Source organism: Campylobacter concisus (genome assembly GCF_003048555.1).
GTDB lineage: Bacteria > Campylobacterota > Campylobacteria > Campylobacterales > Campylobacteraceae > Campylobacter_A > Campylobacter_A concisus_AO.
The window spans coordinates 1-20,420 of the sequence record NZ_PIRR01000022.1; the positions used below are offsets into that span (position 1 = coordinate 1).

Annotated in this window: 19 protein-coding genes; 9 read left to right on the plus strand and 10 right to left on the minus strand. The window is 40.9% G+C overall.

The window, feature by feature from the left end; genetic code table 11:
• Positions 1-140: 140 nt before the first annotated feature.
• Together CVS92_RS05450 and leuC are read left to right on the plus strand one after the other, a co-directional pair.
• The gene (locus CVS92_RS05450) at positions 141-2,258 is read left to right on the plus strand and encodes a TonB-dependent siderophore receptor (protein WP_107788776.1); all 2,118 of its coding nucleotides are present in this window, start codon (positions 141-143) and stop codon (positions 2,256-2,258) included.
• 83 nt (positions 2,259-2,341) lie between these two features.
• Positions 2,342-3,607 carry a 3-isopropylmalate dehydratase large subunit gene (leuC, locus tag CVS92_RS05455; RefSeq protein WP_107788777.1) on the plus strand — a complete coding sequence of 422 codons (1,266 nt, stop codon included), beginning with the start codon at positions 2,342-2,344 and terminating at the stop codon, positions 3,605-3,607.
• A 302-nt stretch (positions 3,608-3,909) separates the two neighbouring features.
• Here the strand turns inward: leuC and CVS92_RS05460 are convergent, their stop codons facing one another.
• Positions 3,910-4,167 (minus strand): SemiSWEET family transporter, encoded by a 258-nt coding sequence (locus CVS92_RS05460; protein ID WP_021091682.1) that lies wholly within the window; start codon positions 4,165-4,167, stop codon positions 3,910-3,912.
• Between the two features lie 127 nt (positions 4,168-4,294).
• Between CVS92_RS05460 and CVS92_RS05465 the strand changes: the two genes are divergently transcribed.
• From CVS92_RS05465 to CVS92_RS05495, 7 genes are all read left to right on the plus strand, one after another.
• Positions 4,295-4,783, plus strand: a complete 489-nt coding sequence (locus tag CVS92_RS05465; protein WP_103559860.1) for a hypothetical protein — start codon at positions 4,295-4,297, stop codon at positions 4,781-4,783.
• Between the two features lie 104 nt (positions 4,784-4,887).
• A complete protein-coding gene (locus CVS92_RS05470; protein WP_107788778.1) occupies positions 4,888-5,463 on the plus strand; it encodes a molybdenum cofactor guanylyltransferase in 576 nt (191 codons plus the stop codon).
• Positions 5,453-6,421: a phospholipase A gene (locus tag CVS92_RS05475; RefSeq protein ID WP_234398706.1), complete on the plus strand. Its 969-nt coding sequence runs from the start codon at positions 5,453-5,455 to the stop codon at positions 6,419-6,421. Before CVS92_RS05470 ends, CVS92_RS05475 begins: the two co-directional genes overlap by 11 nt.
• A gap of 166 nt (positions 6,422-6,587) precedes the next feature.
• Entirely contained in the window at positions 6,588-7,982 is a 1,395-nt protein-coding gene (locus tag CVS92_RS05480) for a GntP family permease (protein WP_107788779.1), read from the plus strand.
• Positions 7,979-9,112, plus strand: coding sequence for a glycerate kinase (locus CVS92_RS05485; RefSeq protein ID WP_107788780.1), 1,134 nt, complete (start codon positions 7,979-7,981; stop codon positions 9,110-9,112). The genes CVS92_RS05480 and CVS92_RS05485 overlap by 4 nt, the downstream gene beginning before the upstream one ends.
• Before the next feature lie 194 nt (positions 9,113-9,306).
• On the plus strand, positions 9,307-10,044 hold the full coding sequence (locus CVS92_RS05490) for a 4Fe-4S dicluster domain-containing protein (protein ID WP_107788781.1): 738 nt from the start codon (positions 9,307-9,309) through the stop codon (positions 10,042-10,044).
• Positions 10,045-10,057: 13 nt separating this feature from the next.
• On the plus strand, positions 10,058-13,048 hold the full coding sequence (locus tag CVS92_RS05495) for a molybdopterin dinucleotide binding domain-containing protein (protein ID WP_107788782.1): 2,991 nt from the start codon (positions 10,058-10,060) through the stop codon (positions 13,046-13,048).
• A 222-nt stretch (positions 13,049-13,270) separates the two neighbouring features.
• Here CVS92_RS05495 and CVS92_RS05500 read toward each other — a convergent pair whose 3' ends face one another.
• The 9 genes from CVS92_RS05500 to CVS92_RS05540 all read right to left on the minus strand — a co-directional run bounded on the left by CVS92_RS05500 (position 13,271) and on the right by CVS92_RS05540 (position 20,402).
• Positions 13,271-14,332, minus strand: a complete 1,062-nt coding sequence (locus CVS92_RS05500; RefSeq protein WP_107788783.1) for a tyrosine-type recombinase/integrase — start codon at positions 14,330-14,332, stop codon at positions 13,271-13,273.
• Between the two features lie 77 nt (positions 14,333-14,409).
• On the minus strand, positions 14,410-15,270 hold the full coding sequence (locus CVS92_RS05505; protein WP_107788784.1) for an AMIN domain-containing protein: 861 nt from the start codon (positions 15,268-15,270) through the stop codon (positions 14,410-14,412).
• A gap of 5 nt (positions 15,271-15,275) precedes the next feature.
• Positions 15,276-15,458, minus strand: a complete 183-nt coding sequence (locus CVS92_RS09245) for a hypothetical protein (RefSeq protein ID WP_180378667.1) — start codon at positions 15,456-15,458, stop codon at positions 15,276-15,278.
• A gap of 104 nt (positions 15,459-15,562) precedes the next feature.
• Positions 15,563-16,813: a phosphopyruvate hydratase gene (gene eno / locus CVS92_RS05515; protein ID WP_107788785.1), complete on the minus strand. Its 1,251-nt coding sequence runs from the start codon at positions 16,811-16,813 to the stop codon at positions 15,563-15,565.
• Positions 16,813-17,910 carry a recombinase RecA gene (gene recA / locus CVS92_RS05520; protein WP_002940852.1) on the minus strand — a complete coding sequence of 366 codons (1,098 nt, stop codon included), beginning with the start codon at positions 17,908-17,910 and terminating at the stop codon, positions 16,813-16,815. The genes eno and recA overlap by 1 nt, the downstream gene beginning before the upstream one ends.
• Before the next feature lie 62 nt (positions 17,911-17,972).
• Positions 17,973-18,461, minus strand: a complete 489-nt coding sequence (locus tag CVS92_RS05525) for an addiction module antitoxin (RefSeq protein ID WP_107788786.1) — start codon at positions 18,459-18,461, stop codon at positions 17,973-17,975.
• Positions 18,462-18,469: 8 nt separating this feature from the next.
• Entirely contained in the window at positions 18,470-19,267 is a 798-nt protein-coding gene (locus CVS92_RS05530) for a UDP-N-acetylmuramate dehydrogenase (protein ID WP_107788787.1), read from the minus strand.
• Entirely contained in the window at positions 19,264-19,533 is a 270-nt protein-coding gene (gene fliQ / locus CVS92_RS05535; RefSeq protein ID WP_223154533.1) for a flagellar biosynthesis protein FliQ, read from the minus strand. The genes CVS92_RS05530 and fliQ overlap by 4 nt, the downstream gene beginning before the upstream one ends.
• Positions 19,530-20,402 (minus strand): menaquinone biosynthesis family protein, encoded by an 873-nt coding sequence (locus CVS92_RS05540; protein WP_107788788.1) that lies wholly within the window; start codon positions 20,400-20,402, stop codon positions 19,530-19,532. The genes fliQ and CVS92_RS05540 overlap by 4 nt, the downstream gene beginning before the upstream one ends.
• Positions 20,403-20,420: the final 18 nt, after the last annotated feature.

Below are 20,420 nucleotides of genomic sequence, written 5' to 3' on the forward strand. Positions count from 1 at the left end.
TGTTTAATTTTTACAAATATTTTATTTGTAATGTTATTAAAATATAAATTTTTCGTAAATTTTTTCATAAAAATTTAAAATATATTTTCATATAATGATAACCATTTTTATAATATTAAAAATTTTTTAAGGGATGATAAATGAATAAATTTCGCATTAGTGCGGTGCTTTGTTTTGCTATTTCTGCTTTAAATGCTACTGATGTAAGCTTGGATGGAATTAGCATTGAAGATAGCGCAGACGATGGTTATAGAGCCACAACGAGTGAGGTGGGCAAGACAAATACGCCAATTCTTGAGATACCACAGACAGTAAACGTCGTAACCCAGCAGCAACTAAAAGATAAAAAACCAGAGACCCTAGCCGAGAGTCTTCAAAATGTAAGCGGCGTTAGCTACGGAAATACCACGGGCGGCATCTTTGACTCGATCATAAAAAGAGGATTTGGTGGCGGACGCGACGGCTCGATCATGCGAAACGGCGTGCCCGCTAGCGTCATGCATAGCTTTAACAAAACCGTAGAAAGCGTCGAAGTGCTAAAAGGTCCGGCTAGCTTGCTCTACGGCGCGCAAGAACCTGGCGGCATCATAAATATGGTCACCAAAAAGCCAAAATACGACTTCTCAAACGAAATTTGGGCGGGTATCGGCAACCATGCCTACTGGAACGCGGGCTTTGACGCCACGGGGCCGATAGCCGATAGCGGTTTTGCTTATAGATTTATATTTGATACTATGCAAAAGGACTACTGGAGAGAATTTGGCGAATATAAAAATGTTCTCTTTGCACCCTCACTTTCGTATAAAGGCGATGATTACCGCATAAATTTAGCCTATGCGCACACACGCTCGACCGATCCGATCGACCGAGGTATGTATCTCATTCCAAGCACTGGCAAGCTACTGCCGATAGATAAGAAAAGACGCCTTGACGAGCCATTTAATAAGCTAAAAACAAAGCTTGACACGCTAGATGTAAATTTTGAGAAAAATCTCGGCGAAAACTGGCTACTAAAGGGTGCTTATGCATTTTCTCGTTCAAAACATGAGTATGGTCACATAAGGCTAATGAACGTAAATCTAAATAATGGCACGGCAACTAGACGAAATGAATACTACGACGGATTTATCCACCGAACACATGCTGGATCACTAAATTTAAACGGCTATGTTAAAACAGGTGAGATAGAACACAACTTACTCTTTGGCATAGACGCAAAGGAATACTACCGCTATAGACCAGGTGGCCTAAAAGATACGGGTAACCACTTAAGCATAAACATATATCATCCTATCTATGGAAGAGTAGGACTACCAACTGCCAGGGAGTCAAGCATTCAGTATCAAAAGCTAAAAACTATCGGATTTTACGCACAAGATAGCATAAATTTAACTGAAAACTTGATCTACTCTTTAGGAACTAGGTATGAATACTACGACCAAGTAGCTCGAGGTACAACTAGTGGACCAAATAGCACAGATCAGCAAGATGGCAAATTTACGTGGCAAACTGGACTTTTATATCTACTAACGCCTCAGTGGTCGGTCTATACCAACTACGCACAAAGTTTCAACCCGCAAATGGCGATCAGCGGCGACGACATTGGCGACATAAAGCCTGAAGAGGGCAAAAGCGTCGAGCTTGGGACTAAATTTCAAAACGATAGTATAACGGCAAGTGCAGCGGTCTTTAACATCAATAAGAAAAACATCATGCGTACCGTAAATAGCGTAAGTACGCCAGTGGGCGAGGCGCGCTCTAGAGGATTTGAGTTTGACTTTAACGGCCGCGTGACGCAAGGGCTAAGCGTGGGCGCTAGCTACGCATACACTAAAACCGAGGTGCGCAAGGATAGCGGCGCGTTTGCCGTGCTAGTGGGCAAACCGCTAGAAGCCACGCCAAAGCACCAAGCTAGCCTCTTTGCCAACTACGACTTTAGCCATCTAGGCGCAAAAGGCCTAAGGATCGGCGGCGGAGCGAGGTATTTTGGCTCATGGTACACCTACTACATGAGGACGAATCTACCGGCCGTACCTGCGGGAACTGGCTTTAAGATGGACGATGCCGTCGTTTACGACGCATTTATCAGCTACGATACTAAGATTGCAGGCTACGAGACGAATTTCGCCTTTAACGTCAAAAACTTGACCGACAAGCTCTACTACACATCTTCATCGACCGGCACGCAGGCTAATATTATACCGATACAGCCGGGGTATGCGAGGCAGTTTATGCTAACAGCTAGCGTTAAATTCTAAATTTACTAGGCCTTTTGGCTTAGTAAATTTTCTTTAAATTTAGCAATTTTCGTTAAAATCGCCTCAAAATTTAAAGGAAATTTATGAAACAAACTATCACCGAGAAAATATTTTCAGATCACGTTGGCAAAGAGGTAAGCGCAGGAGAGATCATCGAAAGTAAGATCGACATGATCATAGGCAACGACATCACGACGCCTATTTCGATCAAGCAGTTTGAGCGAAGCGGCGCTAAAAAGCTAGCCAATCCAGACGGCTTTGCTATCGTGATGGATCACTACATCCCGACAAAAGATATCTTAAGCGCCAACCAAGCCAAAATTTCACGCGAATTTGCCTACAAACACGACCTTAAAAACTATTTTGACGAAAAAGATATGGGCATTGAGCACGCGCTCTTGCCTGAAAAAGGGCTAGTCATCCCAGGCGACGTTATCATCGGCGCAGACAGCCATACCTGTACGCACGGCGCTCTTGGAGCATTTAGTACTGGTATGGGTAGCACCGACCTAGCTTATGCGATGATCACTGGTAAAAACTGGTTTAAAGTGCCTGAGAGCATCAAGGTCATCTTTAAAGGCAAGCTTGATAAGCACGTTTATGGCAAGGATCTCATCCTTGAGATCATCCGTCAAATAGGCGTTGATGGCGCACTTTACAAGGCGCTTGAGTTTAGCGGTGAGGTGATAGAGGGCCTTAGTATGGATGATAGATTTTCAATGTGCAACATGGCGATTGAAGCTGGTGCAAAGAGCGGTATCATCGCGGTTGATGAGATCACAAAAGAGTTTTTAAAAGATAAAAATTTACGCGATAAACCAAGATTTTTCTACTCAGACGAGGGCGCAAAATACGACAAAATTTTAGAGATTGATGTGACTAATCTTGATCCAGTTATCGCATATCCATTTTTGCCAAGCAACGGCAAGAGCGTAAGGCAGGCGGTTCGTGACGATCTAGCTATTGATCAAGCATTTATCGGTTCATGCACAAATGGCCGTCTAAGCGACCTGCGTATCGCAGCACAAATTTTAAAAGGCAAAAAAGTAGCTCGCAAGACAAGGCTTATCATCACTCCAGCGACGCAAAAGATCGCAAGAGCTGCCGAAAAAGAGGGCTTAATTGACATTTTCATTGATGCAGGAGCAGTTGTGAGTAACCCAACATGTGGAGCTTGTCTTGGCGGATATATGGGAATTTTAGGTGCAAATGAGCGCTGTATCTCGACGACGAATAGAAATTTTGTCGGACGTATGGGCGATAGAACGAGTGAAATTTATCTAGCCAACTCAGCAGTTGTAGCGGCCTCAGCCATAGCAGGTAAAATCGCCGATCCAAGGGACTTATAGGCGTTAGCTTTTAAGTATCTTTGAATGAGTTAGAAATTTTCACACTTCAATAAACTAGATGTTTTATCTTGTGTGAAAATTTCGTCACAACATCCAAATCTATCTTAAAATCTTGCCGCTCTAGGCTTGTTTTTATATCAAATAAAATTTAAAAGTGCCTCTTCTAAAAAGCTTTTATTCTTCTAATTGACAAAATTGAGTTAATTCCTTTTGAAATATCAAAAAATTTAAAGTATTTGTATGGATTAATTTAACCGGTAAATTTGACTGTTTTTACAAATTTGCCGGTTATTTTTAGCGCATTAAAACGCTGTTATCGTAGCCAAAAGACCAAAGATTATGCCTGGAAAGTTTGCAGCAGAAAGTGGATAGTCTTTTTTAGCTTTTAATAGGCCGTAACTTGTCCAGATTGTGCAGTTTAGTGCAGCCGCTAGTGGCTGTATAAAAGGCGTCTTGTTGCCGTCAAGGTTACCCATTATTTGTGGGATGTATGAAAAGTACATAACAACTGATAGGCATGTGCCGATCCAGCCTAAAATTTGTAGATTTTTTTCGCTCATTGCTTCTCCTTAAATAAAAGCGCCATTATATCTTTTTTAATCATGGCAAGCAAATGGATAAAATAGCCATGATTTTTACTGCGATTAAGATGGTTTTAGTAAAATTGAGCATTTTAAAAGGATAAAAATGCCAGATATAGTATATGACAAAGCAAAATGGCATTGGGGTGCGAAAGATGCGCCGACTGATATACCGCATGAAAACGGTGCGACACACATTGCATTTTTCTTTCGCTGGTGCATGGAACACAAATTTTATTCAAAGGAATTTGCGGCAGATTTTGCGGACGATATAGCACAGATGGACGAAAATTTTAACTATCGTCAGTATCTTTTTGACGCTATGGACGGCGTACTTGGAAGTGCGGAGCTAAATACTGCTGGTAAAGCCTTTGCAAAAGCTTACTATACGACCGATCGGACAAAATTTGCCAAAATGTATGGTTGGTATTTGCAGGATTATACGGATTTTGTTTCGCAAAAATTTGGTGAAAAATACTTTGATAACGCCTATTTTTATATAGAAAACTCACAAGAAAACTATGCCTTGATCAAAGCTATCATTGATCGTCGCTACGAGGAATTTTTAACAATGAAAAGGGCAAGGCAGGCTTAAATTTTACAAGTAGGATAAACAAAAATAAGTTTTTATAACATATTTTTGGTAGATCAAAGCCGCTTTTAGCTAAATTTAGCCTCATAACTTTCTTAAGGGAAAAGATGCAAACTTGCGTGATTTTAGCAGGTGGCAAAAGCTCGCGTATGGGGCAAGATAAGACACTTTTGCCATTTGGTGGTTTTAAGACGCTTACTCATTATGAGGTTGCGAAATTTAGCAAAGTTTTTGACGAAGTTTATGTAAGCTCAAAATTTGAGAAATTTAGCCCGCCACTAAAGCTTATAAAAGATGAAAATAGCAATAACTATTCGCCAATGCTCGCACTTTACTCTATTCTTAAAAATTTTGATCATAGTGTTTTTGTGATACCAGCTGATATGCCATTTTTTGATCTTAAAAGCTTAGAGGAGCTTGCTAAATTTAAAGATGAATTTGATATGGTCGTGGCTAGTGATAACGAGCACATTCACTCGCTTTGTGGTTTTTTTAGCCCAAGGCTTGCCACTTTGGCTCATGAGTTTTATTTAAAAAATGAGCATAAAATCGGACTTTTGAGAAAAAGCTGTAAATGCAAAGTCGTAAATTTTAAAGATAGTGAGCAGTTTTTTAACGTTAATTTCCCTGACGAATACGAAATGGCAAAGAAAATCCAAGAAAAGAAGATAGATGATGAGTAAAATTTTATTATTTTTAAGCCTTGGTCTTAGTTTTTTGATGGCAAGTGGGTTAGATGATTTTAAAAGGGCACAAGAGCTGGAGCAAAGCGGCGATATAAAGGCTGCGATGCAAATTTATAAAGAGCTAGCCAAAAGCTCTTTAAACGAGCAAAGCGTGATACAAAATGTGCAAGCAAGCGAGCCAGCGCCAAGAGAGGCGAAGCTAAAGCAAGCTGATCTTTTAAGAGAAGATAAAAGTGGTAAAAATTTACAAAATGCACTTGGTATCGAGCTTTATAAATTTAACTACCTTTTGCCAGTAACTTATGCTAAAAATGTGCCAGATGATGAGCGAAAAAGCATTGAAACTAAGTTTCAAATAAGCCTTGCAAAGCCGTTGTTTTATGACCTGTTTGGGTTTAGAGAGAGCCTTGTGGCGGCCTACACGCAGACATCTTGGTGGCAGATAACAAGAACTTCAGCACCGTTTCGTGAGACGAACTATCAGCCAGAAATTTTTCTAAATTTTGCTTCGCCAAAATATTTGGATCAAATAGGTGTTAAAAACCTAAAATTTGGACTTTTGCATGAGTCAAATGGACGAGATGGTAGCAATTCAAGAAGCTGGAATAGAGCTTATGTGCAAAGTGATTTTGTTTTTGGCAAGCTTAGCATTTCGCCAAGAGCTTGGATGGTAGTGGGCAATAAGGGCGATAATAAAGATATATTAAAATACATAGGACACGGCGATGTAAGGCTTAGCTACAACCTTAATGATCACATTTTTAGCCTAATGCTAAGAAATAACTTACATTTTGATAAAACAAATAAAGGTGCTGCTGAAATTTCATATATGTTTCCTATCTTCTCAACCGGAGTTTATGGCTATTTACAGTATTTTACGGGATATGGCGAGAGTTTGATTGATTATAATAGACATACTGATAAATTTGGTCTTGGTTTTGTTATTTTAAAATAAGCTAAAAATTTTAAGCTTATAAAATGGCTAAATTTAGGCAAATAGTCATAAATTTACTCAAATATGTCAAAAAAATTTAACTAATCAAAAAACTTAAAAATATTAGAAAAAATACAAGCAAATTTTGCTAAAATCTTAAGCAAAATCTCAGAGCAAAGGAGTTTTTATGAGCGGAATCTCACTAATTGTCTGTTTTGTTGTAGCCATCATACTTATGATCGTTATGATCTCTAAGCTAAAAGTGCATCCATTCTTGGCACTTATGAGCATTTCTTTGGTTCTTGCGATCGTCGCAGGCATCGATCTGTCCAAGATCCCAGCGATGATAGGTGTCGGCTTTAGTGGCACATTTAAGAGTATCGGTATCGTTATTATCTTTGGAACGATCATCGGTACCGTGCTTGAAAAAACGGGAGCTGCTTTAAAGCTAGCTGATATGGTCGTAAAGCTAGTCGGACAAAAGCGTCCAGAGCTTGCCATGCTCATCATGGGCTGGGTTGTTGGCATACCGGTATTTTGCGATAGTGGATTTGTCGTTTTAAACTCTATTCGCGAGGCACTTTATAAGAAAATTTCAGCAAGCCCAGTCGCGATGTCAGTCGCACTTAGTGGCGGTCTATACGCATCTCACGTCTTCATCCCGCCAACTCCTGGCCCAATAGCAGCTGCAGGAACACTTGGTCTTGGCGGAAATCTGCTCCTTGTCATCATCATGGGAACAGTCGTTTCAGTGCCTGTGTTGATAGCTGTTTATTTCTTTTCAAAGAGTGTTGGCAAAAGCGTGACTATCAGCGACAAAGATGCTGACGCTACTATCACAGCTAGTTACGAAGAGCTTTTAAAGAAATTTGGCACGCTACCTAGCGGATTTTTGAGCCTTGCTCCTATCATCATGCCTATCATTTTTATGGCGATCGGCTCTATTGTCGATGTTTTAGCAAAACAAGGCATGTTTGATAAAACGGCTCTCTTGCCAAAGATACTTTTATTTTTAGGAAATCCTATCATTGCTCTTGCAATCGGCGTGATCTTTTGCGTGTTTTTATTAGTAGAAGCCAGAAAGATAAGAGAATTTGACCACATCACGAACGAATCTTTAAAGATCGCTGGACCGATACTCTTTATCACAGCAGCTGGCGGTGTTTTGGGTAATGTCATCACTGAGGCCGGCTTTGTAAATTTCATAAAAGAAAACGCAACCGCCATAAAAGCGATAGGAATTTTCTTCCCATTCATCATCTCGGCCGTACTAAAAACCGCTCAAGGAAGCTCGACCGTGGCTATCATCACGACAGCGTCTATCATGGGTGCGTTTAGTGCCGACAACTCACTCATGCAAACACTTGGCTTTACGACCGAGCTTTCGGCTGCACTTTGCGTCATGGCGATAGCATCTGGTGCGATGTGCGTATCTCACGCAAATGACAGCTACTTCTGGGTTGTGACAAATTTTAGCAAGATGAGCGCAGAACAAGGATATCGCACACAAACGGCTATGACGTTTATAATGGGCATCGTTGGTATAATTAGCGTTTACATATTATCTTTGGTGCTTTTATGAGAATTTTAGTTGCGATTGATTCATTAAAAGGCTCGCTTAGCTCGCTTGAAGCGGGCCTTGCTGTAAAAGAAGGACTAGAAGAGATCGGCTGCGAGGTCGTTGTCAAGCCTATCGCAGATGGTGGCGAAGGTAGTGTAGAGGCGATGGCCGATGCGCTTGGTGCGAAATTTATAGATACGATAGTTAAAAATCCACTTGGAATTGAAATTTTAGCTAGATATGCACTAAAAGATGACCTTGCTATACTTGAAATGTCAAGTGCTTCTGGCCTTACACTCATAAATCCAGATGAGAGAAATCCACTAAAAACTAGTACATTTGGCTTTGGTCAGATGATAAAAGATGCCATTGCTAAAGGTGCTAGAAAATTTATCATTGGCATCGGCGGAAGTGCGACAAATGACGCTGGTACAGGCATGCTTAGCGCACTTGGCTTTAAATTTTATGATAAAGATGGTGCTTTACTTGAAGGAAAAGGTGAGAATTTAGCCAAAATTTATGAGTTTACAGATGAAGAGGCACTAAAAGAGCTAAAGGAGTGCGAGTTTTTAATCGCCTGCGATGTAGATAATCCTCTTTATGGTATGAATGGAGCTGCTCACGTTTATGCCCCTCAAAAGGGTGCAAATGGCCGTATGGTAAAAGAGCTTGATGATGGGCTAAAACACTTTGCAACTCTTGTAAAGGAAAAGACTAATAGCAAATTTCACACACAAAAAGGCACTGGTGCCGCTGGCGGGCTTGGCTTTGCATTCGTGGCATTTCTAGGAGCGAAACTTCGCCCAGGCATCGAGATCATTACGCAGACTATTGCACTTGAAGATGAGATCAAAAAGGCTGATCTAGTCATCACTGGTGAAGGCCGTATGGACTTTCAAAGCTCAATGGGCAAGACACCAACTGGGGTTGCAAAACTAGCAAAAAAGTATCATAAGCCAGTGATCGCATTTGCTGGAAGCGTGCAAAAATGTGCCAAAGATTGCCACAAAAATGGGATTGATGCCTATTTTTGTATATTAAATGAGCCAGTGAGTCTTGAAGAAGCGATGAGAAAAGATGTCGCGATTAGAAATTTAAAGATGACAGCAGAGCAAGTCATTCGCCTTTATATGCTAAACCATAAAGCATAAATTTAAGAAGATAGAAGTTTATTTTCTATCTTTTTTCCACTTCTTTCTAAATTTTACTATCCAAATTCTATGTTTTAAGTGCTACAAAAATTCTCAAAATTTAATACATTTTGTAAAAATATAAAATAAACTTTAGAAAAAATATTTACTATGTTAAAATAAGAAAAAATTCTAAAAAGAAAGGAGAATTTTTTATGCAACAGACCTTAAATTCTCGTCGCAGCTTCATTGCAGCTGCAGGGTTATTTTTTGCTACGACCGCACTAAAGGCTGCACCAAAGGACTTTAGCGGTAGTAATGTTCGCTACGGCATGGCGATAGATCTAACAAGATGTGTTGGATGTCAGTCATGTACTATGAGCTGTATGTTAGAAAACGACGTTCAGCCAGGTGCTTTTAGAACCATCGTCTCTGAGTACGAGGCAAGAGATAAAAGCGGCAAAATGGCAGTCATTGCGTCACTTCCAAGACTTTGCAACCATTGCAACAATCCAGCCTGTATTAGTGTTTGTCCAACTGGTGCTAGCCATCAAAGAAGTAATGGTATAGTAAAGATTGATACAAAAGAGTGCATAGGCTGTGCGCTTTGCGTAGAGGCCTGTCCATATCACGCAAGATATCTTAGCCTGCATACCTATAAGGCCGATAAATGTACCTTTTGTGATCACAGACTAAGAGCAGGGCTTCAGCCAGCATGTGTAGAGAGCTGTGTGGGTGGTAGCCGTATAATAGGCGATCTTAATGATCCTAACTCAAATATTAGAAAATTTCTAGCCACACATGAGACTATGGTTATAGATAGCCCTAAAAATACAAATCCGCAGGTGTTCTACCACGGCGTTAGCGAAATTTTGGCTAAAAACGATAAGAAACTCGAGCTTAATAATGGATATAAAAAGGTTATCAGCTGGAGCGAAGAGATAGCACAGTAAAAGGAAATAAGTAATGCAAAGAAGAGAATTTTTAAAAAGATCAGCTGTACTCTCAACGGTAGCTACGAGCGCTGTGCTAGCAGATGGGGGAAAAGACGACTATAAACCGCAGTCAAACTCGCTAGAGCCTGAATTTCGAGTAAAGGACGGCAAAATTTCACTTAGTGATGGACATAGTGTTATCTTTTCGATGTGTCATGGCTGTACGACGAAGTGTGGCATAAGACTTCACGTAGATGACAAAAACGACCGAGTTTTAAGATGTAGTGGCAACCCATACCACCCACTTTCAAACGTACACTGGGCAAATTTTGACACATCGATAAATGACGCACTTCTTGTCACAACACTAAGTGGCGAAGACGAAAAGCGAGCTACAGTTTGCGCTAGAGGAGCGATATTGCCTGAGATGATAGACTCGCCTGCAAGGATACTAACGCCACTAAAGAGAGTTGGTAAAAGGGGTGAGGGAAAATGGAAGAGCATAAGCTTTGAGCAGCTAGTAGAAGAGGTCGTAGAGGGCGGAGATCTCTTTGGTGAGGGGCATGTGGACGGGCTAAGAGCAATATATAGCGACGAGCTAATCGACAGCGAAAACCCAGAATATGGCACTAAGCGCAATCAATTTTTAAGTTTTTATCTATATGACGGACGCTCTGACATCGTTGATCGCTTTGTCAAAAAGTCATTTGGCACTATAAATCACTACTCGCACGGCGGAATTTGTGGTGGTGGCTTTAGGGTCGGTGGTAAGATCGCACATAACGCAAAGGGCTTTGCACATACAAAACCAGACTATGAAAACTCTAAATTTGTTATCTACTGGGGCACTTCGCCGTCAAATGGTGGCAACCCTTTCCAAAAACAGGCAAAAATGCTCTCTTATGCAAGAGGCACTAGAGATGATTTTAGCTACGCAGTGGTCGACCCAAGCGTTACAAATGCTGTAAAATACGCCTCTTCAGACAAAGGCCGCTGGATAGCGATAAAGCCAGGCACCGACTCGGCTCTAGCTATGGCTATGATACGCTGGATCATAGAAAATGAAAAATACGCTACAAACTACCTTATCCAGCCAAATTTAGACCAGGCAAAGCTAGCAGGCGAGATACACTGGTGTAATGCCACGCATCTAGTCATCACCGAAAAAGACCACAAAGACTATGGTAAATTTGCACTTATCAACAATGAATGGCAGGTTTGCTCGCAAGATGGCAAGATACAAAGCTACAAGGTAAATGAACCAGCCAAGCTCTACTACAAAGGTAAAATTTTAATAGACGGCAAAAAGGTCGAGGTAAAAAGCTCAATGCAGCTTTTAAAAGAGTCAGCTTATAAGCATAGCTTAGAGGAGTACTCAAAAATTTGCGGTGTAAGCGTTGAAGATATCATCTGGCTTTGTGAAAATTTCACTAAAAACGGCAGACAGGTGAGCACAAACGTGCATGGCGGTATGATGCATACGCAAGCTGGTATGACTACCTACGCGATCCTTTGCCTAAACACGCTAATGGGCACTTACGGCTATAAAGGCGGCAACGTCAATGCAAGTGCCGGCACACACGAGTTTTTAAAGGGTAGATATGACCTTGAGAGCTTTGAGGGCGCTTATAAGCCAAATGGTCTAAATTTATCAAGATCAGGCAAATACTACGAAACAAGCTCTGAGTATAAGCGCAAAGTAGCAGCTGGCGGCAGCGGCTATCCATCAACTCAGCCATGGTATCCTATCTCTATGCCACTTGTAAACGAAACTCTTACGAGCCACAAGGCTGGCTATCCATACAAAATAAAAGTTTTCATAAACTACATGACAAACGTACTTTACGGCCAAGCAGGACTTGAAAGAGCGGTTTTAGACGTACTAAAAGATAGTAAAAATTTACCACTTTTTGTGGGTATCGATGCTTTTATGAACGAGACAAACGCCTATGCTGACTACATCGTGCCAGATGGGGTAAATTTAGAAAACTGGGCACTTCCAAACTCTCTTTGGGGAACGATTGCTAAAACTTCAGTCGTGCGCTATCCAGCCGTTAGCTCAAAGCAGGCAAGGGATAAAAATGGCGGCGCGATCGACGTTGAGGCATTTTATATAGCCGTGGCAAAGAGGCTTGGACTAAAAGGCTTTGGCAAAAATGCCTTCAAAGACAAAGACGGAAATTTCATGGACCTTGACGTAAAAGAGCAGTATTACGCGGCTGCACTAGCAAATTTAGCCTTTGACGGCGAGGGTGTGAAAGATATAAGTGACGAGGACAAAAAGCTTAGTAAGATATCAAGAGTGATGACAAAACTCGATCCTTATCTAAAAGACGAAGAAAAACCAAAAGTAGCGCACATACTAGCAAAAGGCGGTAGATACGATAGCTACGAGAGCGCATATAAGGGTGATAAAGCAACCGTAAAAGTGCCAGCGCCTACGCCAGCTTCTATCTACTATGAGCCACTTGGTGGGCATAGACACTCAATAACAGGCGAATTTATGCCAGGAGTGCCAAGTCTGATGCTACCAGTAGCAAGTGATGGCACACCGCTTGAGAAATTTTTCCCACGCTCTGAGTGGAAATACACAGTAAGCTCAAGAAAGTCAAATATCCAACACTTCTACACCTTTGTTAGCCCAAGGCTAAGAGCTGTTCATCCTAGCAACTTCATAAGGATAGCACCAGATATCGCAAGTGAGCAGGGCATTCGCTCAGGTGATAAAGTTAAAGTGACTACGCCTTATGGTGCGCAAGTTGGTGAGGCGTTTGTGACGGATGGCGTTGCTAGCGGGGTTATTAGTATCGAGCATGGATTTGGCCATGATGAGTTTGGTATAAGAACGCACATCGTCGATGGAAAGCCAGCTTTTGGGATCGCAAATTTAGAAAAAGGGGTCAATCATAATAAGCTTGGACTTCTTGATCCAAAAAGAAATGGCGAATTTAGTTTAAATGACTGGTTGGTTGGCACTTGCGCTAGACAAGCACTTCCTGCAAAGATAAGAAAGATCAGCTAGTTTGATATAAATTTGGCGAGCAGAGCAAAATTTGCTTGCCAAATTTCACTTTTTGTAAGAGCTTTTGACTGGTGGATTGTAAATTTAGATACAGAGCAAGCTTTTAGGCTGCTTGCAAGCTAAAATTTCCTCATATATTTATAGGGTTTCATAGTTAGATAATGTTTTAAATTTTGCATGAGTTAAATCTAGTATTGCTAGTTTGCTTTGGCTTTAAGCGCTCTAGTTTGCTAAATCCTCAGCTACCTTTGCAGCAAGTTTTAGCTTGTCACTATCAAAGTGTGTGTAAATTCTTGAGGTATTTAGGCTTGCATGCCCTAGAGCTTCTTGCACCAAAACAAGGTCCTTTTGCTTTTTGTAAAGCATCGTTGCAAAGGTGTGGCGCAGCATGTGAGCACCATTTTTCTCTTTTCTGATCCCAGCTTTAAAAAGGATTTGCTCCACTATGCGACTTACGTAGGCTTGCGTCAGCCTGGTGCCTTTTTTATTGATAAAAAGATAGCCTTCTTTGTTGATGTAGTTTATTGCAATCGCGTTTAGATGAGCTTCTATTAAGTGGCGTTTTATCATAACGATGCGGTATTTGTTGCCTTTGCCTCGTATCCTAATGATAAAAAGATCGCCATCTTCAGTAATGTCTTTTCGTTTTAAGTTTAGGGCCTCGCTTACGCGAATGCCAGTAAAAATTATCGTTTTTATTATGAGCTTATTGCGATTTGAGTTTTGCTTAAAGTCGCTTTGCTCTATCGCATCTAGAAATTTCTTGACCTCATCTTCACCCATAAACTCAGGTAATTTTTGCCCTTTGTTACCACCAACCCCGCCCCAGTTTTTTAAATTTATATCAAAAACATGAGCCTTGCCATCTTCTTCGTTTTGTTTGTCTAAAAATGCAAAGAAATTTATCACTGAGATGCGGTAATTTTTCTTGCTAGCATCACTTAATCCGCCAGTTGTGCTAGCTAGTATTTCGCTTAGTAGCTCTTCATCGATCTGCTTTAGGCTGCTAAGCTCGTAAAATTTCATCGTTTCATATATTTTTTTAAGTGGATTAAAGTAGGTATTTATGCCAGTAAGCCCTGCGTTTCTTGCGCTTTTTACCAAGCCATCAAGCTGATCAATATTCTTTACCTCGCGGCTTAAAGCGTAATTCACACTTGCAAGCGCCTTTGGATCTCGCAGCTCTTTATTTGAAAGTGAGCTAAGTTTAAATTTGACATAGCGAGTGAGCCAAAATATAAATGAGTTTTCAAAATTATCTTTACAATCAAGCGGGTATTTCAAACCAATAACCTTAAATTTTTTATTTTGAAAAGTATTATATTTGAAATTTTATAAAATCTACTCGTTTTAAAATTCAACTATAAAAGCTTAAGCAAATATCCATTTTCAACGGCTTCAAGCTTATATTTATGCATCTTATCAAGCTCTAAAACCACTCTGAAATATCTATCATGCCAGCCTATGATCACATTCTTAAAATGTTCATTTTCAAGTTTTAAGCTCTTGGTTTTAAAGCTTCTTGGCGGCCTTGCAAAGTCAAGAACGATCTTATTTTTCTCATAAGTAAAATGCTTTAAATTTTTAGTTTTTATAGCGATTTTTAGCTCTTTGTCGTTGGCTAGAAAGCTTATAAAACCTAGAAATTTAACATCTTTTCCATTTTTTACACTATCAATTGGCTTTGCACTAGGCTCAATCTTTATTTCGACCACCTTTTGTTCAGGCTTTATGGTAGTTTCTTTTGTTTTGTCTGTGCTAAGATCGATGACTACAACATTTGGAGTTGGCATATCTGAAGTTTTGTTTCTATCTTTATTTGAAATTTTAGTTTCATTTTTTTCTATTATCACGGGAGTGCTTACTTTTTGGCTAGGCATATTTGCCATTGTGACCGAAACATCTAGCTTTTTTGCTACGACTGGTTCTGGATTTTTTACCTTATTTAAAGCAAATTCATCGCTGTAATCGATAGTTTTATTTATATCGGCTAGTCTTTTTTCCTTTATGGTACCGTCATTTGCTCTATATCTTATGGTGACATCTAGTAAAAGTGCCGCATCGCTTGGAAATTTAAACGAAAGAGAATCAAAGCTATCAAATTTTTCTATGATATTTGTTGTCATAACGCTTGTATTTAGCTCGCTAATAGGCATAAATGGGTTCTCTCTAGCAAAGACGCTTGCTGCAAATATAGATAAAACTAACCAAAATTTTTTCATCATTCCTACTTTTTATTAAAGTCTGGCTCAAGGCCTTGTAATTCAAAATAATCTTTTTGTAGACGCGCGTTCATTTTTTTTAAAATTTCCACGTCCTCGCTAAGCCTCTCTTTTTTGCTCTGAAGGCTTAACATAACATCAAGTGAGCGTTTGCCAAACATCATATTGCCTACATAAAAAGCAAACATAGCCACACAAATGGTGGCTATGACGTAGCGTAATGTCGGTCTAATGTATTTTAAAATTTTATGAAATATGCCATCGGTGTTGCCATATTCGTCTAAAATTTCGCTCAAATATTATCCCCCAAAAACTCTCCAGCCTCAAGCTCGATCTCGAGCAAGCGGTTATATTTCGCGTTGCGCTCGCTTCTTGAAGTGGCACCTGTCTTTATCTCGCCAGTATTTAGTGCGACTGCAAAGTCAGCGATGAATGCATCTTCGCTCTCACCGCTTCTGTGGCTCATTATGCAGCGATATCCGTTTCTTTGAGCAAGGCGGACAGTTTGCATGGTTTGTGTGACTGAGCCTATTTGATTTGGCTTAATTAATATTGCATTTGCGATCTTTTTCTCGATGCCTTCGCGTAAAATTTTCTCATTTGTGACAAAAAGATCGTCGCCTACTAGCTGCACTTTGCTGCCAAGCCTTTTTGTAAGCTCAGCCCAACCACTCCAGTCATCCTCGCTAAGGCCATCTTCGATAGAAAATATCGGATATTTTTCACAAAGTTTTTCGTAGTAGCTAATGAGCTCGTCGCTGCTAAATTTCTTGCCTTCAAGCTCGTATTTGCCGTCTTTGTAAAGCTCACTTGAAGCGACGTCAAGGGCTAGCTTTATCTGGCTGCCTAGCTCATATCCAGCCTCTTTTACAGCTTGTGAGATCAGTTTTAGTGGCTCTTCATTGTCTTTTAAATTTGGAGCAAAACCGCCCTCGTCGCCGACAGCCGTGCTGTGTCCGACTGCGTTTAGGATAGATTTTAGCTTGTGATAAATTTCAGTTGCAGCTCTTAGTGCCTCGCTAAATGTGCTAAAGCCAAATGGCATGATCATAAATTCTTGAAAATCAACGCTGTTATTTGCGTGTGCGCCGCCATTTATAATGTTAAACATCGGCACTGGCAAGATGCTAGCGTTTGCACCGCCAAGGTAGCGATAAAGCGGGATATTTAGGCTCTTTGCAGCTGCGCGAGCTACTGCCATAGATACGCCTAGAACTGCGTTTGCGCCTAAATTTGAGTAGTTGTGCGTGCCATCAAGCTCAAGCATCTCAGCATCGACTGCTTTTTGGTTGTAAGCATCAAGTCCTATCACCGCTTCTGCGATCTTTTCATTTACGTTTGAAACAGCCTTTAAAACGCCTTTGCCAGCATATCTCTCGTCTTTGTCGCGAAGCTCGAGCGCCTCACGCTTGCCAGTGCTTGCGCCGCTTGGTACGATCGCGCTTGCCTCGGTTCCGTCGCTTAGTCTAACTGTAGCACGAACTGTTGGGTTGCCTCTGCTGTCTAAAACCTCGTGAGCTTCTACATCTTCAATAAATACCATTATTCATCTCCTGCTTCGTTTGTGTCGTCGTCTTCGTCTTTTGCGCCGCTGCTTATTAGGTGATCGATCCCCATTGAGCCTTTGATCGCCGCTACTATCTCATCAGAAATTTCTGGGTGCTCTTTTAGATAGGCTTTGGCGTTTTCTCTACCTTGACCTAGTTTTTCGGCCTTGTAGCTAAACCACGCGCCTGATTTGTCGATAATGTCGAGCTTTACGCCATAGTCGATGATCTCGCCCTCTTTGCTCACACCCTCGCCAAACATGATGTCAAATTCAGCCACTTTAAATGGAGGCGCGACCTTGTTTTTAACGACTTTTGCTTTTGTGCGGTTGCCGATAGGCTCGTCATTTTGTTTAAGTGTGGCTATTTTTCTAACATCGATTCTTACAGATGAGTAAAATTTAAGCGCATTACCGCCAGTTGTGGTCTCTGGCGTGCCATATCCCATCATACCGATCTTCATACGAATTTGGTTGATGAAGATAACAGTTGTCTTCATCTTGCTTAAAATTCCAGTTAGCTTTCTAAGCGCCTGGCTCATAAGCCTTGCTTGCAGACCAACGTGCTGATCGCCCATATCGCCGTCTATCTCGCTCTTTGGAGTAAGAGCAGCGACGCTATCAACTACGATAAGATCGATCGCTCCACTTCTTGCAAGCGTCTCAACGATCTCAAGTGCCTGCTCGCCAAAGTCTGGCTGAGAGACATAAAGGTTGTCAGTGTTTACACCTAAATTTGAAGCATATTTTACGTCTAGTGCGTGTTCTGCGTCGACAAATGCACAAATTCCGCCAGCTTTTTGCGCTTCAGCGATGATGTGAAGTGTGAGTGTGGTCTTACCAGAGCTTTCTGGTCCATAGATCTCAATGATCCTGCCTTTTGGAACGCCGCCTATGCCAAGAGCCAGGTCAAGTCCTAGCGAGCCAGTCGGTATCGACTCGATCGCCTCAACCTCTTTATCGCCAAGCCTTAAAAGCGTGCCTTTACCAAAAGCTTTATCGATCTGCTTTAGCGCAAGCTCGAGCGCCTTTTTCTTGTCCGCTTCACTCTCTGGGATAGCTATTTTTTTGTCACTATCTTTTTCTTTTGCCATTTTTTACCTTATAGTTGAAATTTGGCTTGATTTTATCTAAAAAGAGATGAATTTTACTTGATTTACTCGCAAATTATAATATTTTCGCCAAGCAGCGCAGCGCTATCAATAAGAGCAAAAAGCTGCTCTTTTTCAAACAAAAATCCATAAATTTGATCTTCATTTTTTAGTATCGCAAGCTTAAGTGGCTCTACAAGCGAGCTTGCGCAAAGATTTAAAAAGGCTTCGTCTATATTATTTTGTGAAATTTGGGGCTTATTTTTGAAATTTTCATCTTTTATAAAAGAGATAAATTCCTCTTGTGAGGTAGATTTATTAAATTTAAAAATTAGTTTTTCTTTTAAGGCCTGGGCTAAAATTTCATCAAATTTAACTAGGTCTATGTGATTTTGAACGCCTAAAATTTTGGCAAAATTTAGCAGATTTTTATCGTAATCAGCCATATTTTTCTCATGCTCGCTTTGTGCCTTTTTGGCCCTATAAATGGCATAAAAGCCAATAATTATAAACAAAAGTGAAAGGGTAAAAACTTCGCTCAAAAACTCACTCATCATCATCCTTATAAAATGCAAACTTCAGTCTTAAGCTCTACGCCAAATTTATCTAAAACTCTAGCTCTAGCCAAATTTATAAGGCTAGTGGCGTCCTCAAAGCTTGCGTGGTTAAAATTTATCAAAAAATTTGCGTGCTCTTCGCTAAATTTCGCTCCGCCGATAGCGTATCCCTTTAGTCCAACAGCCTCAAGCAGTGCCCCTGCAAAGTGCCCTTCTGGATTTACAAAGCAGCTGCCAAAGCTAGCGCCTTTTGGTTGATTTGCCCTTTTTGCGCTTATAGCTTCTGAAATGCTTGCATCAAAGCCACTAGAAAGCTCAAATTTAGCCCCCAAAATGGCCTCATCTATGCCGCTGTGGCGGTAGCTAAAGCTTATCTCCTCTTTGCGCACCCAGCCACGAGCCAGACGCACATGCGTGAGGTTGTCGCTTATGCTAAATTTAAGCAGCCCAGCGTTCATTTTTATAAGTCCGCCAAGTGTGCCTGGGATATTTTTTAAAAACTCAAGGTGAGCTATGTTATTTTGTTTTGAAAAGTTATAAATTTTAGCTGATTTTGTCGCAGCACCTATCTCAAGGTAAATTTTCTCGCCGATGCGTTCTAAATTTATATAGTCAAAGCTCTTGCCAAGCATCGCCATTTTTGGGGGATTTGGCGAGATGAGTAGGTTGTTACCTCCGCCTATCATCACAGCACCCAAGAATTCAGGCGATTTTAGATCTTCAAGGCTAGTTACCTCAAAAACTTCATGCACGCCGCCTATCCTAACCGAGGTAAATTTAGAAAAATCAACAAGCCTCGTCACTGGATAAATTCCGGTATAAACTCAAACATGCGAGTAGTAAATTCAACCATCATCGAGATCATCCAAGGCATCAAAAATATGATGACAACGACAACTAGCAAAATTTTTGGCACGAAGCTTAGCGTAGTTTCGTTTATCTGCGTGGTCGCTTGAAAGATGGAGATGATAAGGCCAGCGATTAGGCCGCTTAGCAGCATCGGAAGGCTTATATAAAGGGCGATCTTAAAAGTTTCAACTCCAAGCGAGACAAGCGTACTTTGCATCAGCTAAACCTTACTTCGTTATATTCAGTTGGGATTAGGTAGTCGTTTACGTCAATTGGCTTTTCAAAAAAGCCTTTCTCGTAACCTATTTGATAGAGCTTATTTAGCGCTTTTAACTGAGTTTCATTCATGCTTATAGACTCGTCATTTGCGTATAAATTTAGATACGTTTTAAGCTCCTCTTTGCCAACTCTGATGAGATTTCGCTCCATTAGCATGTGAGATAAAAATGGCTTGTGTGAAGTGGCGATCCTAACGGCCTCACTAAGCACTCTCTCGCACTCGATCGCATCAGTTATCGGCAGGCTTCGTCTAAGCGCCATGCCACCAAGTGGAAGTGGTAAATTTTCGCCGTTTAGCTCGCTCCAAATGTCCCAAATTTCACGCTCTACGCAGAGCTGGTCTGAGAAATTTAAGATGCTTTCATGTATGAGCACGCCAGCATCGACCTCGCCACTAAGCACAGCATTTTCGATCTCAAGAAAATTTTTATAAACGATCCTTGCCTCTGGGTAAGCTATGCGAAAGAGCAGGGCATTTGTCGTGTTTTTGCCAGAGAGAGCGACCTTGAAATTTCGCTTTAGCTGCTTGCCTTTTAGCTTGATAAGCTTTGGGCCATATCCATTGCCAAAGCTCACGGCGCAGCGTAAAAGCGCATACTCGTCGCAAATTTTTGGATAGAGTGCAAAGCTGATCGCCGTGGCCTCGTAAGTGCCTTTTAGCGCCTCTTCGTTTAGCGTTTCTATATCAAGCGCCTTTGATGTGAAGGCTAAATTTTTACTGCTAACCCAGCCAAATTTGACCGCAGCATACATGAAAATATCGTCAGCGTCCGGCGAGTGGGCGACATTTATGGTTTTTAGATTATGCAAAGATGATCCTTTTTTTGA

Bases quoted from the DNA above. Each gene is read 5' to 3' on its own strand.
- CVS92_RS05450 (WP_107788776.1), top strand. From the start codon at position 141: ATGAATAAATTTCGCATTAGTGCGGTGCTTTGTTTTGCTATTTCTGCT.
- leuC (WP_107788777.1), top strand. From the start codon at position 2,342: ATGAAACAAACTATCACCGAGAAAATATTTTCAGATCACGTTGGCAAA.
- CVS92_RS05460 (WP_021091682.1), bottom strand. From the start codon at position 4,167: ATGAGCGAAAAAAATCTACAAATTTTAGGCTGGATCGGCACATGCCTA.
- CVS92_RS05465 (WP_103559860.1), top strand. From the start codon at position 4,295: ATGCCAGATATAGTATATGACAAAGCAAAATGGCATTGGGGTGCGAAA.
- CVS92_RS05470 (WP_107788778.1), top strand. From the start codon at position 4,888: ATGCAAACTTGCGTGATTTTAGCAGGTGGCAAAAGCTCGCGTATGGGG.
- CVS92_RS05475 (WP_234398706.1), top strand. From the start codon at position 5,453: ATGATGAGTAAAATTTTATTATTTTTAAGCCTTGGTCTTAGTTTTTTG.
- CVS92_RS05480 (WP_107788779.1), top strand. From the start codon at position 6,588: ATGAGCGGAATCTCACTAATTGTCTGTTTTGTTGTAGCCATCATACTT.
- CVS92_RS05485 (WP_107788780.1), top strand. From the start codon at position 7,979: ATGAGAATTTTAGTTGCGATTGATTCATTAAAAGGCTCGCTTAGCTCG.
- CVS92_RS05490 (WP_107788781.1), top strand. From the start codon at position 9,307: ATGCAACAGACCTTAAATTCTCGTCGCAGCTTCATTGCAGCTGCAGGG.
- CVS92_RS05495 (WP_107788782.1), top strand. From the start codon at position 10,058: ATGCAAAGAAGAGAATTTTTAAAAAGATCAGCTGTACTCTCAACGGTA.
- CVS92_RS05505 (WP_107788784.1), bottom strand. From the start codon at position 15,270: ATGAAAAAATTTTGGTTAGTTTTATCTATATTTGCAGCAAGCGTCTTT.
- CVS92_RS09245 (WP_180378667.1), bottom strand. From the start codon at position 15,458: ATGTTTGCTTTTTATGTAGGCAATATGATGTTTGGCAAACGCTCACTT.
- eno (WP_107788785.1), bottom strand. From the start codon at position 16,813: ATGGTATTTATTGAAGATGTAGAAGCTCACGAGGTTTTAGACAGCAGA.
- recA (WP_002940852.1), bottom strand. From the start codon at position 17,910: ATGGCAAAAGAAAAAGATAGTGACAAAAAAATAGCTATCCCAGAGAGT.
- CVS92_RS05525 (WP_107788786.1), bottom strand. From the start codon at position 18,461: ATGAGTGAGTTTTTGAGCGAAGTTTTTACCCTTTCACTTTTGTTTATA.